The sequence below is a fragment of the Candidatus Poribacteria bacterium genome, from assembly GCA_028820845.1.
Lineage (GTDB): Bacteria > Poribacteria > WGA-4E > WGA-4E > WGA-3G > WGA-3G.
Genome location: JAPPII010000011.1, coordinates 34,477 through 50,423 on the forward strand (window position 1 = coordinate 34,477; position 15,947 = coordinate 50,423).

A 15,947-nucleotide genomic window follows, 5' to 3' on the forward strand; every position below is an offset into this window, starting at 1 on the left:
TTCGCTTTACGTTTTTCCTTCTTTGCTATTCGCGGTTTGCTAATCGCTTCTTCGCGGACCGCGATGAGCTATTTTGGAGTTACTCTTTAATGCAAGTTCGCCCGATAAAACGTTGCATAATTACCTGTTTTGTATTTTTTTCCCTTCTCTTTTTTCTCGGAACAGATCCCTTTTGGTCTTTCACCTACATCGGTTCGTCCAGCAATGCAGAGGCAGCACCAGTTTCGCCCAGCAATCGGCATGCCAGAACTGCCGTGCGTGAAGGCGTAGGCGCACAACGAGAGATTGAATTGGTACGGACAACACCGCAAGGCGTAACGATTCAACTTTTCATCCCAGCGTCCGATTTTGAAATACGGACAGAGGGCGATAACGACGATCAATTTCAAGTATCTCGTGTTGAAACGCAGACTGTCTCTTTTCCGGGATGCCGTTTTACTGTCCAGTCTCCGGGTGCGCTACGACTCCCTGTGCAGTCTACCTTCATCAGTGTCCCCGTAGATGCCAATTTTCAAGTGCGTGTTGTTGAACAGAATTTTAGCACGCATAAGATCGCTGCAGATGTTCTGCCTTCCGATCTTCCCTCCTTCCATTCGGACTCCAACACCCCTAAAACCGACCGCTTTTTTCCTGCCAATCTCGTAGAGACCAGAGAAGCGGGTTGGATCCGGGAGAACCGGGTCCTTCCAATTCAATTCAATCCGGTCCAATACAATCCTGTGCGTCGGGAGTTGCGACTTTATCACAGGCTTATCGTTGAAGTTCGTTTTCTCCGGTCAGGTGAAGCGTTGTTAGCACAACGGGGACCCTTGATGCCTGAGTCCGCTGCTTACGATGCGATTTTTGAAAGCGTCTTGGTGAATCCGCAAGATGCCAGGCAGTGGCGTGGGACGACCTTCCGAGTTCCACAAGCACCAAGTATTGCTGCCATAGCACCTCGCCATAAACTCAGTATTACTCAGGATGGGATGTATAGCGTTACTGGACGAGACTTGGAGGCAGTCGGGGTTGATATAGGCGCGATTACACCCAGGACGTTGACAGTGACAAACAGAGGGAAACAGGTGCCAATCTTTGTTCGAGGTGAGGGCGACGGAAGACTCAATCCAACGGATGAAATTATTTTCTACGGCGAGCAGCTTCATGGAGAAGCAAGTTATATCAACCCGTTTTCTGATGAGAATGTGTATTGGCTCTCGTGGAACGCCGGACCCGGAAGCCGAATGGGGACGCGGACCTCTCTTGATGGAAGCGTTGACGCTCAAAGCTACCCGCACTTTCTCACACGTGCTCACTTTGAAAAAGATAGCCACTTTAGAAGGTTTCCCAATGCGAACCTGACGGAGGACCAGAGGTATCAGGAATTCAGTCAAGGACTGCAGGAGCGTTGGTTTACTTTAGCGGAACTGCCACCACTGCCAAATGACAGTTGGTTCTGGGCACAATTGACCGCCCCTGAGTCAAAACCGTTCGGTGTTACCCTCACGGGTGTCGCGGAGACTGCTGTACCCGCAACAATACGGATCGGATTTTATGGGAGATCTAACACAGAACACCAAGCGGATGTATGGCTAAACGACGCGGTTAGCCTCGGCGAGGTACGTTGGAAAGGTGAAGCCGAATATCAGCTTCAGAATCAACGACCGCAATCTTTTCTCCAGAATGGACGGAATGTCATTCGTATCATCAATCCCGGAAGTAGCGATCAACTGCTGGATATCGTTCTGCTTAACTGGATTCAGATTGATTATCGCCGGACTTTTGAAGCGAAGGGGAATGTGCTACCCTTTGCTATCACGCCCTTTCCTGATGAAACTGGAGCTATCAACCCAAACTTTGAGGTCGTTTTAGAGAATTTCTCTACGCCTGACATAGAAATTTATGGTATTGACGGGACCCGTTATGTCGGTTTAGCACCGATTATTGACGATTCTGCGTCTGAGACTTACCGACTCCCGTTCCGTTCAACGCAGATTCGACCGAAGGATGTGGATGATACCGCCATCCAATATATCGCACTCGCGCGTAACCGGTTCCAAAAACCGAAAATTTCGGTAGACACGCCGTCCGATTTACGTAGCACGCACAACGCCGCGGATTACATCCTCATTACACACAAAAGTTTCATTGAAGATGTTCAACCACTTGCCGATTTTCGTAATCAGCAAGGTATGCGGACCAAAGTTGTCGATGTCCAAAATATCTACGACGAATTTAATCACGGCATCCTCAACCCGAATGCGATCCGTGAGTTCCTCAGTTACGCCTACGACAATTGGCAGCCGCCTGCCCCAACTTACGTCTTCCTCGTCGGTGATACACATATTGATCTTAAGAACCAACCCAATTTCGTTCCGACAACGCAGGTGCAAATCCCAGGATACGGTGCTTCGGCAAGCGACCACCAATTCGTTACTTTTCGAGGCACAGACAGTTTCCCAGATATGCTGATTGGACGGATGCCAGCGAACAATCGTGTAGATGTCCGTATCTTTGTTGAACGGACAATCAACTATGAAACGACCTCGCAGGTCGGCCCGTGGCACAAGAAACTTCTCATGCTTGCCGGTTCGGATCTTCGGTTTCACTCTCAGACAGACCGACTTATCTCTCGTAATCAACTCAACGGTCGATATGAAACTGAACGTATCTACGCACCGCACACAGAGGAAGCAACTTTCGATGAACGGATCCGATCGCCTATCGCGAGGCGCGTGATTGACGGTTTCAACGACGGTGCCAGCCTCGTTAACTATATCGGACACGGTGGCGGTGGTATCTGGTCATCCAGTCGGATGCTTGACTTTGAAGATCCTGAGCAGAACTTAACCAATATTTCACAACTCCCGTTGGTTATCAGTATGACCTGTTACACAGGTTCCTTTGACAGCAATAAAAATAGCCTTGTTGAGGAGCTCCTCCGATCTGAAAATGGCGGTGCGATTGCAGTCATTGGCGCAACCAGCATCGGGCTGTTAGACGGTGATTATCTGCTGAACTTGGAAATTTTCAATGTTATCTTCAAACAACGAACGCAGCATATAGGGGCGGTGCTCGCTGAAGCCAAGACGCAGTTTCTTATCAACGCTCCGGGGTATCTCGATCTCGCTGAAGTCTTTACACTTTTCGGGGACCCAGCGACTCGGCTGAAACTGCCGAACAAACAGATGCAAGTTGAAGTAGAAATCGGGACCTCGCCGAGTCGAGAGACTTTACTGACTGTCTCTGGGACATTACCCGATCGCACTTTTAGCGGAGATGCCGAGATTATCGTTGTGCCTGCGATTGAAGAGGCGGTTGACATGCCGTCGGAACAGGAAAATGTCACTGTTACCAACGGACGGTTCACCACAGAAATAGAAATCCCAGCGAGTGTTGAATTTGATGTCGGCGATGTACAAGTTTACGCTTGGAATGCCGATGAAGATTTAATCGGTCATGCCTCCTATAATGTTTTATCTCGATACGTTGATAATGTCCGTATTGCACCTTATCCGGTTGAACCGCATCAACCTGTTCACCTTTATACAGAAGTGTTGGATGAAAGCGGTATTGAAGAACTAACGCTTTTCTGGAGTTGGGACGGCATCGAGTTTTTCACGATTCCTGTGAGTCATCAGACCGGGACAACCTATAAAAGCGAACGCCCGATTCCGGGATACCCTGAAGGGGACCTCATTGACTATTACTTAGCAGTGAAGGTAGGAGATGGACGGACGTTGCAAACAGAGGTCGTCACTTATGAGTTTGGACAGGCCAGATCTGAGGTCGATCTTCTCCTTTTGGACCAGACGATCGCTTGGACGACAACACCGCCGTTTGTGCTCTCGGCGCAAGTCCGCAATCAAGGCAGCGCACCTGCCCGAAATGTACCTGTCCGCTTCTATCTGCAAACCTTGAGCCCTGAAGCTGCTGCGGCTATTCCGCATACCACTTCCGTCTCAACGATTGAGGATTTACAGAACGCGACACCGCTTGGAGATGTTCAGATTATTCCCGAAATCTTGCCCGGCAGTCAAGGCGTTGCAAGGGTGCCGTGGGAACCGACACCGGGGGAATATCTTATCTCTGTCTACGTAGATCCACCGTCTGAGGAACTTCCGCGTGGGAGTATCCTTGAGCAGCGGGAACTAAATAACAGCGCAGCGAAACGGTTTACGGGGAATCGGTTCGTTCTTACACCGGATACGCTTGATCAACCGATCCGAAGCGCAGACGGAACTTTCCAAGTTACTGTGCCATCGGACAACCTTCAAACCACTACGATACTAACCTATTCGGAAGAAGCCTTGACGATTACAAACCAACCCGATATCGCTGCGGTTTCGGAAGCTGCGCCACAGGTTGCCTATCACCTCGATGTGGCTGAACAGACGGAGTTGGTGGCGACTGTTACGTTCCTAAAAGGGGAAACCAGTGACGATGCATACATTTATAGGCGAGACGATGATAACGGCAATTGGGTGCGGGTAGGTCAGGAGACTGCTGATGACGAGCATATCTCCGCGGAGGTCGAGTTACCGGGGACGTTCGCGATGTTATCCCATAGCGATTCAACACCGCCTTCAGTTGAACTAACCTTTGAGCATCAGGGCTTCATTGATGGGGATTATGTCTCGGATACGCCTGTTATCTCTGCACGGATTGAGGATGCGAACGGCGTTGACTCGCGTTCAGCACACATCATCCTCACGAAGAACGGGCAGCGCGTGCCAGAAGACGAATATGTAATTGCTGCGTCACCAACGAATAACAATCTCTTGTTGGTAACCTATACGCCTGTTTTGGAACCTGGAGAGTACCGCGTCCGGCTACAGGCACAGGACACAAACGGCAATGTATCAGACACCGAGCGTACGGGAACAGTCGCTGGTGAGTTTGAGATTGCGAATATTGCTAACTTTCCGAACCCTTTCACACCCAGAAGCGGCACGCATTTTGCTTACTATCTCACGGAGAGTGCTGACGAGGTGAGCCTGAATATCTACACAATCACGGGTCGGCGTATCGTGGCGATTGACACGCTTGATGCCTCTGTCTCTTACAACGAATACCACTACGACGGCTACGATGCCGACGGCGAACCGCTTGCGAACGGTGTTTATCTCTACAAATTCACAGCACAGAAAGGCGATATCCGTAAACAGAAGGTCGGGAAAATCGCCGTGCGGAAATAGTTGTGGGCATAAGTTATGAGCGTAGTTCCTAATGCGATAGTGGTCAGTCAATTACTAACTGTTTGAGCGTACCCCAGAAGGTGATTTGTTTTTCTGTAGTAGGGGAAACGGAGAAGAAAGTTTCTGGCACCCATACTGGATTTAAACCGAGTGAGAATCCATTCGCCACCTCAATGGGTTCATTGACATCACCTGTAGCCTTTACGAGATAGATGGCACTATCACCAAAGACTTCATTGATGGGGACTCTCTCACCGGGTTTCAGCTGGCGGACCACCTTTTTGAAGGCATAGGCGATCCACTGTCCATCGGGGGACCATGCTGGCTGACTGGCCTCAGCCCATGCACCGACGCGCGTAAGTCTGCCGAGATTGTCGCCATCGGTATCCATAACGTAGATGTTGATGCCTTGATCTCCGGGATTCCCAGCAGCGAAGGCAATCTGTTTGCCATCGGGCGACCATGTGCATCCCAATAAGTTTGGAGCACCTCTGAGTTGTTCCGTCCTACCGCCATCGGCAGCCATTCTATAGAGATAATGCCGTCCAGGAACGCCTGCGTTGTGGTTCCCACCGCGATAGGAATCATAGACGATCCATTGGCTGTCTGGCGACCACGCGGGGTTGTTGTTGTCTCCCCTATTTGTCAATCGCCTTAGATTTGAACCATTCACATTAATTCTATAGATATCCATATTCCCTGTCCGATCCGAGACGAAGGCGATCCATTTTCCATTAGGCGACCACGCGGGGTATAGGTCTCTGCTGGGATGGCCTATCAACTGACGGGTCTCTTTGTTTCTGATGTCCATCACATAGATGTCGGGACTACCAGCATGATTGGAGTGGTAGGCGAAAAAGCGTCCATCCGGGGACCAAGTGTGAGAGGATTTATTCGTGTTATTGGTTTCGAGTTTTTGAAGATTTTGTTCTGTGCTATCTATAAGATAAAGATTAGATTTGCCTTCGTGCTTGGAAGTAAAAGACAGGGTTCCGGCTGCAGCGGCTTGTAAATATATGATGAGAAAGCTGCTACTGAGCAACAACGCAGTCCATAAGGTTTTATATCCGAACTTTCTTTTTTTCATGGGTTCTCCTCATAAAGTTTGCCCGACTGCAGAAACGCGTAGGACAGATGCACACACTACTGCCACCGCTGGCGAGGTTTCCTAACCTCACCAATTCTAATATCCAATTAATTCTGAACTATACTAATTATGCCATAAATCCGCTGGTATATCAAGGGTTTTTTACAACTTTTTCAGACATGTTTCGTTTCCATTCTTCAGCCCCATATTGCGGTACTGTCTTTTGGGATATCCATCTCGTAGGGACACCCTTTGTGTAGCCATAGGTTGGATGCAGTGGGGTTGTGATTCATAGTTTTCATACTTAACGCTATGAAAATTACGGGTTTAGAAACCGCATAAAGTCAGGCGTGACGTGGGTTTGTCGGGGGTCTATGAATCTGGAGCAGGATTTGCAGGATTGTTTAACGGTTGACGGTTAGTTATTAATTGTCTGAATCAGGATTTGCAGGCTTTTCAAGATGATTTCGGTGATCAAGCTCAATGGAGCTCAACTGCTGGGTTTTACTGAATACTACAAATGTTAAAATTTTTCCAACTTAAAATGCACAAAGGGTGTGTCCAGTTTTTGACACTTACTATTCCGACACGTTTGTAGAAGTGGTGTTCAGCCGCCATAGATAAGCCTGGGTTTGATAGGACGTAGTCTGAAAATCCGTGTTATCCGGATCATCCGAGAAAATCCGCGATTCAGACATTCTGATAATCGACAAAATATTTACATACCCATACACAAAGCAGACATGTCCCCCAATTTCTTTTGACACGACACTTCAAGCTGTGGTATAATTCCTCTCAGTTTGTTGATCCCTGATAGACGAGAAATCATCAATGCGTAATGCATATCCGAGAGCAATAGATTTTTATCAGATTCCAAACGGTCACGAACCTTTCACAGAATGGTTCTTTTCAATTCAAGATACAAGAGTACGACAACGGATTCAAGCACGACTCACTTCTGTCACAACTGGGAACCTTGGAGACCATAAATTTGTCGGAGATGGAGTTTGGGAACTACGTCTCAATTTCGGGGCAGGCTATCGCATCTATTTTGGTAAAGTCGATAACACAATTATTCTTCTGCTGTGCGGGGCGACAAGTCTTCACAGAAACGGGATATTAGACTCGCAAAAAACTATTGGAACGAATGCAAAGAGAGGCACAAACGATGAAGATTTATGGAACATGGGACACCCTCCTCATTGAGCAACTTGCTGAACAAGAGAATGTAAGCGGCTATCTATCTGCTGTTATGGAAGAATATCAGTTTCACGGAAATTTCACCACAGTTCAATTAGCACTCCGGTATGTCGTTGAAGCACAAGGCGGAATTTCCAAACTCGCCAAAAGAACAGACATTGATCCCCAGCTCCTCTCGAAGGTGTTAGCAAGTGAGAAAGCACCGCGGATCGATACCCTTAGAACCGTTCTCAGTGCTTTGGGATGCTGTCTTTCAATTACATCTTTAGAAACTGTAAGTACCCATATTAACGCTGCTACTGAAGAGTCTACAAGCGCGCCACTAAGGAAGACAAACGCCAACCTCGAGCTTGATGAATATCACGCTTCTACAGAGTAGCAGGAATTACCCCGCCCAAATACCAAAACATCATAATCCTGTCCACCATACACAAACTGCTTTTCAAACCGACCTTCGCAGGCAAATCCTGCTGTCTCTAAAACCGCCGCCTTCTGCTCAGCACCGCTATCAACATAACACTGCACCTTCACATCGGGAAACGTCACCGCCGAAAGCAACGTCGGAACAGCGTCCGTGAAATTCGGATGAAAAAAGAGGTCCAATACCGCAGTCGCCGGTTTCCAGCGTCCGTCACGGTTTACAGTCGCCCACCCAACGATGGCACCCTCCGAAGTAACCAGCAATTGGGCAGCGTCATAAGCATCTTCGACTTCCAAAGCGTGCTTGAAGCCGAGAAAGCCGCCTTCCATATTCGTGGGACCGTAGACATCCCACGCCAGACTCCGGAGTGCGTCCCATCCGACAATCCCTGAGAGTGCCGTGACTTTCGGCCAGTCATGCCATTCAACCGATTTCGGTGCCGCAGGTGCCGGTGCGAAATACTGTTCCTCAAAGTCCACATTGACATGATACTTCATAAATCCAGATGCTGGAAACACACTCTCAAATCCAAAACTGTGATAGATGTAATACGGATGGCTGTTGTAGCCCGTGCCGAGGTAGAGGGCGCGACCGGTACGCTCTCGGAAATCCTTCATCTGGTATCCCATCACCCCTTTACATGCCCCTTTCCTGCGTTGGTTCGGGAGCGTAAAGACATGCCCTAAGATACCGATGCCTTCATGCTCGACCGTCATAATGTTGGTAATCACGCGGCCGTCGAGTTTGCCGACATAGAAACGGGTTTCCAAAGCATCAAGTGCTTCCGTGACGCACCGTTCAATATGCCATTCCCAGTTGCCGCCTTTATGCCCGAGGAATTGTTTCACCTCTTCAGCGTGGGACGCATCGGGGGCAGTAATTACACCGACTTCCATCCGTTCTTCTGTCTTTAATATCGCTTCTCCGAGTTTATCGTACATAAACACCTCTATTAAATCTATTTTAGGGAAATAAAATTGAAACCGTCTCGAAAATATGATATACTTAAAAAGACTTGATGTCAAGTCTGAGATGCTTGTATTACAGGGCTATTTAGTTTTAAGAGTTAAGTTTACATATCTGAAGCCTTCACGCTTCCGGAAGCCCGAATTTATTCGGGACAGCACACTTTTCCCCAACAAGTTGGGGCATCCGGATGTAAATTATTGGAAAACTGAATGGCCCTGGCTTGTATTACGGTAGTCAGTCGCTCAGGTTTAAAGTGTATGTGCTATGTAGGCACACGTAAAGGGTTCAGATGGAGGGATAATGGAAACAGAACAGACATTGGTGCTGATTAAACCCGATGGGGTCCAACGTGGACTTATCGGGGAAGTTATTGCACGCTACGAGCGCAAGGGACTGAAGATTGTCGGAATGAAACTACAACAACTCCCGCGCGAGGCGGTAGAAGCACTCTACGCCGTCCATCAAGGACGCTCTTTTTACGATGTACTTATTGAATTCATGACTTCGGCACCCATTGTCGCTTTAGTTGTTGAGGGTCGAGGCGCGATAGAATTAGTGCGTATTATCAATGGAGATACCGATCCGACAAAATCGCAACCCGGAACAATTCGAGGCGATTTATCAGTGAACGTAACACATAACATTGTACACGCCTCCGACTCCGAAGAGAGTGCTAAGCGTGAACTCGACATCGTATTCCGATCCGAAGAACGCTACAAGTATGACCGAGTAGACGAGGTAATCTTGCATCCTATAGTTGTGTAATATAGACAAATAGTATTTTTAGCCAATACGCACAAATGCTAAAAACTTATTTGAGGCTTATTGTGCAAAAAATACGATAAACAGATGGAGGTTTACAAAAAGTGAAATTTATTAATGTATCTGCTTTAGTCGTCATGCTTCTTGTTGGATTCGCTTTCAGCGTCCACGCTGCGAAGAGCGACTGTGAGAACTTAGATGGGGACGGAGCGAAACCGGTCAAGGAAGTCAACAAAGAAGGCGATGCCGTTCAGAACGATTATGATGAGGTCGTTGAAGAAGATGAGCGAAAGGGTGTCACCTACCTCGCCTTGATTGGCGGTAGCGAACCGAAACCGAACGCTTGCGGACTGAACCCATCAAATGATGAAGGCGAATGGACGGGATGGGGCGGTCCCCTTGATACCGACAATGCTACGATCGGCGAAGGCGGAGGTACCCGCAACGAAATCGTTATCGGTGGTATCTACTTTGAGCGTGGTATTGGATCCCATAGTATTGCTACACTCGTCTACGATTTAAGTGGCGACAATTACCTCAAATTTGAAGGTTATGTCGGCATGTCCGATGAGAAAGACCCCGCAGAGTGTGGACACGGCGGTAGTGGTGATTTCGTCTTCAGTGTTGACGGGAAACAGGTCTTCAAGTCTGATGTACTCCAAGGCACTGATGGCGGAAAAAATGTTGATGCCGTCAAGGTCGAATTCGATATCCCTGCGAACGCAAGCGAACTTGAAATCATCATGGGCGATGGGGGTGATGGTGCGGGTTGTGATCACTCCGCAATCGGCGATGCGAAACTCCTCAACGCACAAGCACTCGCTGTTGAACCCGCGAACAAACTTCCGACAATCTGGGGACATCTGAAGGCAAGTTATTAGCGTTAATGGCTCTGGGTTGAGAGTTGTTGGTATTAACGATTACAACCGCCACACCAGGAACTATTAACCATTAACCAACAACCATTTTAAGCCTGATTTAGACAAGTTGCATCGTATGTGCACACAAAATTTTGTCTGAATCAGGTTTTTTCTTGCAATTTTGTGCAATATAATTTACGATGAAGTTATACTGAGAACAAAATCTAATCGTAGCAGCGCGCTTCCGAAGCGTGCTTACGATAAACATCGGAGGAGAAAACTGTGAAAAAAGTTTTATTCACCCTCGGCGTGATGTGTTTCAGCCTTATCGCGGTTCACATCAGCACCGCCGAGATTGACTTTGATACTGCGGTCGGTATATGGTTGTTCGACGAAGGCAGAGGCGGGGTCGCTGGAGACATTTCTGTGGGAGGAAACGAGGGTGAGCTCGTCAAATCCCCCAACTGGGTAGATGGTAAATGGGGCAAGGCACTTGAATTCGATGGAAAAGCCAGTTGTGTGCAAACTGGTCAGAAACTCCTTGACAATCTCGAAGAGTTTACCATTCTCACATGGGTAAAAACGAATGACGCGCCGCCGAACCGGACTGGACTCGTCGGGCAAAACGATGCCCCTGAATTCGGCTTTATTAATGCCAATTCTATTAATCTCTGGACACCTACTGCTGGTGGCACACAGAACCCTTGGAAATACAAACACGGGGACGGTGAATGGCACCACGTCGGGTGTGTCGCTACGACGGACTACGTCCATACCTATATTGATGGTGAATACGTTGAGCAAAAAGGCGGTTGGGCAAATCACGGCGCATCTGCCTTTAATGTCAATATTGGTGGGTGTGGAGTCTGGGATCCCGGTGGAAACTTCTTTTCAGGGGCAATGGACGAAGTCGCTATCTTCCACTCCCCCTTGGAACAGGAAGATATTCAAGAACTGATGGACGTAGGGTTTGAACAGTATTTGGCGGTTGACCCGGAAGGTAAACTCGAAACAACTTGGGGTCGTATTAAGGCGACTAACCATTTTAGGTAATAACGATTTCTATTTCCAACACGCGTGGGCGCGCTTTGCCAGCGCGCTCACGGTAAACATAGGAAGGAAAACTGTGAAAAAAGTTTTATTAACCCTCGGTGTAATCTGTTTCAGTCTCATTGTTGCACACATCAGTCCTGCCGAGATTGATTTTGAATCTGCGGTCGGTATCTGGTTGTTTGACGAAGGCAAAGGTGGGGTCGCTAAAGACTTATCCGGGCAAGGAAACGACGGCGAGGTCGTCAAAGCACCGTGGGTAGATGGTAAATTCGGCAAAGCACTCGATTTTGATGGAAAAGCGGGCTGTGTCAAGACTGGGCAGAAACTTCTTGAGGCTCTTGAAGAGTTTACTATTCTTGCATGGATACAGAGCACGGACGATCCGCCCGCCCGGACTGGACTTGTTGGACAGAACAACGCACCTGAATTTGGTTTTATTACGACCAATGAACTTAGCCTCTGGACGCCTTCAGCGGGGCTGACAAATAATCCATGGAAACATAAACACGGTGATGGGAATTGGCATCACGTCGGGTGTGTTGCGACTCAGGACTACGTCCACACTTATATTGATGGTGAATACGCCGAGCAGAAGGGGAAATGGGGGAATCATGGCGCAGCACCTTTTGATGTTAACATCGGTGGCTGTGGGGTCTGGGATCCAGGCGGAAACTTTTTTCCGGGTCTGATGGACGAAGTCATGATTTTCCACTCGGCATTGGAGCAAGAGGATATCCAAGAGTTAATGGACAAAGGATATCAAAATTACTTGGCAGTTGATCCGGAAGGCAAACTCGAAACAACGTGGGGTCGTATTAAGGCGACTCATCATATCAGGCAATAACTTTCCTTTTTTCTTGCTCGTAGGCGCGCTTGGTGATGTCTAAGTGCGTCTATGAGGGACTTTCCCGAGCACATACCTTCTTCTTACACATACTGAAGTCGCTACTTCGATTCATGCAGCTGCTGGAGCAGGTCTAACGCAACCTTATTACCCGGTTCTAATTCTAAAACCTTTTCAAAGGTACCAATCGCCTCTGAAATATGTCCTATTTTCTGGTAAGCGACGCCTAACGCACCATACGCGCGAACGTGCGTTCCGTCAATTTCGATAACTTTTTTAAAATGGGAGATGGCTTCAAGGTAGTGATTCTTCATTACAAAGATTAAACCTAATCTGTAAATGGCTTGGACATCCCTTGCTTCGTGAGCTATAACCTGTTTGTAGTGCGGCTCGGCTTCCACATAACGGCGTTTTTTCCAATAGACACCAGCAAGGTTGCTATGCAGAGACAGTTTTACTGGCTGTAGTTCAAGGGCTTTTTGATAGTGTCCAATCGCCGCTTCAAGTTGATTTGTGTTCTCATACACCATTGCCAGATTCGCATGCACATTCGAGAAAAAAGTGCCGTAAGCCGAAATGCCCAATTGTCCTTGAGGCTTGCCATTTTCTCCGCCCCTGATGAGTAATTCTCCGAACTGAAGTGTCTTTTGACAGGCGAGAACTGCTGCGTCTGTCTGTCCAATTTCATAGTAGATCTGTCCCATGTAGTTATAGGCTTGTGCTTTCAAATACGCTATTTCGTCTGTACTTCTCTCTTTCTGAATCTCCGCATCGTTATGGAGTAACCATTGGGTGCGTTCAAACACAGCAAGGGCTTCAGTATGTTGCCTTGTATGCATGAGTGAAATCCCGTAGTCAAACCACACTTTTATATCTTTTTGCGTATCTGTGATGAGCGGCGCAAATTCAGCCACAGCATGGGCATAATCCCCTCTTGACATATAGTGTCTCCCGCGTTCGGCATACAGAGGCGCAGTGACACCGGCTTGTAGGACTTCCCACCACGCTGGATCCGATAATTCATTGTACTGGCTCGGTTGGCGTGCTGCTTGTGCGTGCTGTTGTGCCGCTTGTGTATCCCCTGCCGTAATCGCGATTTGTGCCATCAAGGCGTGTGCTTCGCTCTGCCCCGGATTCAGGCGCAGAGCTCTCTCCAAATGCGTCCGAGCGTCTTCTATCTGCTGCCTCGACAGCGCGATTTCGCCGAGCCAGAGTTCAGAGAAGGGGTTGTCAGGTTGGAGCTGCTTCGCGCGTTCCAAATGGTGGCGTGCTTCATCAAGCCGTCCTAAAATACGGAGTGCCGAAGCGAGATAGAGATGTGCAGGCACGTATTTTGGATCCAAAGCGAGCGCACGGGTTAGGTATTCGACAGATTCTTTTGGGTAGTGCTGCTTGTTGAGTCTTCCGAGTAAGTAGTACCACCGGAATTCATTCGGAGCGAGTTGGCTGGCTTGGCGATAACACGGTATCGCTGGAATTTCCCAGCCGTGACTCAGATAGACATCCCCCAAGTGTCCCCATACATTCGCATCGTCTGGAGCGTTTCGGACTGACCCTTGGGCAGCTTCGATAGCATCTAAAAGGAGTTTTTCTTTTACTAAACCGAGGTCCGCGGGTTGTGGGACATCAATCTCACTCTCTACGGGTGTAAATGTGTTGATGAGCATGAGAGATAAACAGAGCGTTAATTTCTTCAAAAGGACACCCCCTCTCCCTGGGACACCGTTACACGCCGGTTGGCAGCTGAACCCGGAAATTTTTCACGATCCCCATCCGGCCAGTGTACTTCAATCGCCTTGACGGCATCGATTTTTCCCAATCCGAAGTGGACGCTCGGTTCACTACTACTGAGGTAACTCGTTCCCGGCAGGACGTGAGCCATCAGATCGCGGGATTCGGTGCGTAGTGTCACGCGGGCACCGAGTGCATCTCGGTTCTGCGTGATGGCTTGAACAAAAAGATAGTTGTTCTGCGATGGCGCGCCATCATTTCGGAAAAGGCGCATCCGATTGTCCAAACTGCTCACCACCATATCGACATCGCCATCTCGGTCAATATCCCCAAAAGCCATGCCGCGGCTCACTTCAACCGGGTGTGTGAAATCGGGAGCAAGCGCGCTTACATCCTTGAAAGTGATGGTTGATACTGGATTTTCAGATGCCGTCCGAGAATTTTGGAAAAGCAAATTCGGCTCAGCGTAGAAGTTCCAGAATTCGCCAACGTTGGCACCCTCTAAAATAGTCCCACGCTTCACACGTCCATTGACAAGGGCAATATCGAGGTCGGCATCGTTGTCGAAATCGAGAAATCCGCACCCGAAGCCTGTAAAAAGCAGATCGTGTCCAGCGAAGCCTGAGACTTCAGTCATATCAACAAACACGGCATAAGGCGTAGTGATGTAAAGCGTGTTCGTTTCGCCGGACAAATGGGTTGCGAAGAGATCCGCCCGCATATCACCGTTGACATCTCCGACTGCAATGCCCATGCTGCCTTCAGGTTGTCCGTAAGCGTTAAAGGCGAGCCCACGCACGATCGCTTCCTCACTGAAGGTGCCATCTGTCTGATTGACCCAGAGTTGATTTGCTTCGCCGTCATTTGCAACGTAAAAATCCACCCATCCATCACCCGTCAGATCGAGACAAACAACGCCGAGCCCTCTTCCCGGCATTGCAGCGATACCCGCTTGTTGTGTCACATCTGTAAACGTGCCATTTCCGTTGTTTCGGAATAGACAGTCTGGAGCGGCATCAAAAACTTGCGGATTACAATAATCTGGCGCGCTGTGCTTTCCACGACACACCGCTGCTGGATCAAATTGAACGTAGTTGGCAACATAGAGATCGAGGTATCCGTCCCTATCGTAATCGCCGAAAGTCGCCGATGTCCCCCACCCCTCGTTTGAGATACCTACGTCTGCGAGACTAAAAGTACCATCTCCGTTGTTTCGGTAAAATGCATCGGGTCCGTAGTTCGTTACGTGGACATCAGCGTCCCCATCATTATCCACATCACCAATTGCAACCCCTTGTCCGTAACCCTTGTCTCCGATGCCAGCCGCATCTGTAACGTCAACAAACGTGCCGTCGGGTTGTTGTTGAAAAAGTCGGTTAGGCGCGGGTGTATCGGTTTTTCCCGGTGGTGGAAATCGGATGTGCAGGATGTCCAATGCGGCGTCGTTATCATAATCAAACAGAGCGACACCGCTCCCGATGACTTCGGGCAGAGCATGTGTGCCTGCTGGCCAAACCGCGTCTGTTTGTGTCAAACCAAGTGCCGAAGTTACCTCTGTAAAAACGGGTGTATCGGTTTCTGCTTCGGCTGTCCATAAGATACTCGTAAGAAGAATAAAAATTGTTGTGTATCGTTTAACAAACATATTACGTATTAAATTTATGGGGTTTGGTGTGTAAAATCTCTACGTTCTTTACTACTAAGAAAATTCGTATATTCCTGTCGTATTCTATCAGAATTTTGTTCTTCTGACTATTTATTTTTTGAGAATTATTGCACTTTATGCTATACTAACAAAATAGTGCTTCTAAAAAAAACTTGCATTTTAATGCAAAATGTGTCA

Annotated in this window: 10 protein-coding genes and 1 pseudogene; 7 read left to right on the forward strand and 4 right to left on the reverse strand. The window is 48.3% G+C overall.

The window, feature by feature from the left end:
- The first annotated feature begins 89 nt into the window (after positions 1–89).
- Positions 90–5,177, forward strand: coding sequence for a C25 family cysteine peptidase (locus tag OXN25_02375; GenBank protein MDE0423697.1), 5,088 nt, complete (start codon positions 90–92; stop codon positions 5,175–5,177).
- Between the two features lie 43 nt (positions 5,178–5,220).
- Here the strand turns inward: OXN25_02375 and OXN25_02380 are convergent, their stop codons facing one another.
- A complete protein-coding gene (locus tag OXN25_02380; protein ID MDE0423698.1) occupies positions 5,221–6,264 on the reverse strand; it encodes a DPP IV N-terminal domain-containing protein in 1,044 nt (347 codons plus the stop codon).
- A gap of 831 nt (positions 6,265–7,095) precedes the next feature.
- Here OXN25_02380 and OXN25_02385 point away from each other — a divergent pair.
- Together OXN25_02385 and OXN25_02390 are read left to right on the forward strand one after the other, a co-directional pair.
- Positions 7,096–7,436 (forward strand): annotated as a pseudogene (locus OXN25_02385) (type II toxin-antitoxin system RelE/ParE family toxin).
- Positions 7,433–7,843 carry a helix-turn-helix domain-containing protein gene (locus OXN25_02390; protein ID MDE0423699.1) on the forward strand — a complete coding sequence of 137 codons (411 nt, stop codon included), beginning with the start codon at positions 7,433–7,435 and terminating at the stop codon, positions 7,841–7,843. Before OXN25_02385 ends, OXN25_02390 begins: the two are co-directional and overlap by 4 nt.
- On the opposite strand, the gene OXN25_02395 is transcribed toward OXN25_02390, so the two are convergent.
- Positions 7,825–8,826 carry a hypothetical protein gene (locus OXN25_02395; GenBank protein MDE0423700.1) on the reverse strand — a complete coding sequence of 334 codons (1,002 nt, stop codon included), beginning with the start codon at positions 8,824–8,826 and terminating at the stop codon, positions 7,825–7,827. The two genes, OXN25_02390 and OXN25_02395, sit on opposite strands and share 19 nt — an antisense overlap.
- 325 nt (positions 8,827–9,151) lie before the next feature.
- On the opposite strand from OXN25_02395, the gene ndk reads away from it, so the two are divergent.
- From ndk to OXN25_02415, 4 genes are all read left to right on the forward strand, one after another.
- Positions 9,152–9,619, forward strand: a complete 468-nt coding sequence (ndk, locus tag OXN25_02400) for a nucleoside-diphosphate kinase (GenBank protein ID MDE0423701.1) — start codon at positions 9,152–9,154, stop codon at positions 9,617–9,619.
- A 101-nt stretch (positions 9,620–9,720) separates the two neighbouring features.
- Positions 9,721–10,497, forward strand: a complete 777-nt coding sequence (locus OXN25_02405) for an NPCBM/NEW2 domain-containing protein (protein MDE0423702.1) — start codon at positions 9,721–9,723, stop codon at positions 10,495–10,497.
- 261 nt (positions 10,498–10,758) lie between these two features.
- On the forward strand, positions 10,759–11,529 hold the full coding sequence (locus OXN25_02410; GenBank protein MDE0423703.1) for a LamG domain-containing protein: 771 nt from the start codon (positions 10,759–10,761) through the stop codon (positions 11,527–11,529).
- Positions 11,530–11,602: 73 nt separating this feature from the next.
- On the forward strand, positions 11,603–12,373 hold the full coding sequence (locus tag OXN25_02415; protein MDE0423704.1) for a LamG domain-containing protein: 771 nt from the start codon (positions 11,603–11,605) through the stop codon (positions 12,371–12,373).
- Positions 12,374–12,474: 101 nt separating this feature from the next.
- On the opposite strand, the gene OXN25_02420 is transcribed toward OXN25_02415, so the two are convergent.
- Together OXN25_02420 and OXN25_02425 are read right to left on the reverse strand one after the other, a co-directional pair.
- Complete coding sequence (locus tag OXN25_02420) at positions 12,475–14,070, reverse strand: tetratricopeptide repeat protein (protein MDE0423705.1); 1,596 nt, start codon at positions 14,068–14,070, stop codon at positions 12,475–12,477.
- Positions 14,067–15,749, reverse strand: a complete 1,683-nt coding sequence (locus tag OXN25_02425) for an FG-GAP-like repeat-containing protein (protein MDE0423706.1) — start codon at positions 15,747–15,749, stop codon at positions 14,067–14,069. Before OXN25_02425 ends, OXN25_02420 begins: the two co-directional genes overlap by 4 nt.
- Between the last annotated feature and the right edge of the window lie 198 nt (positions 15,750–15,947).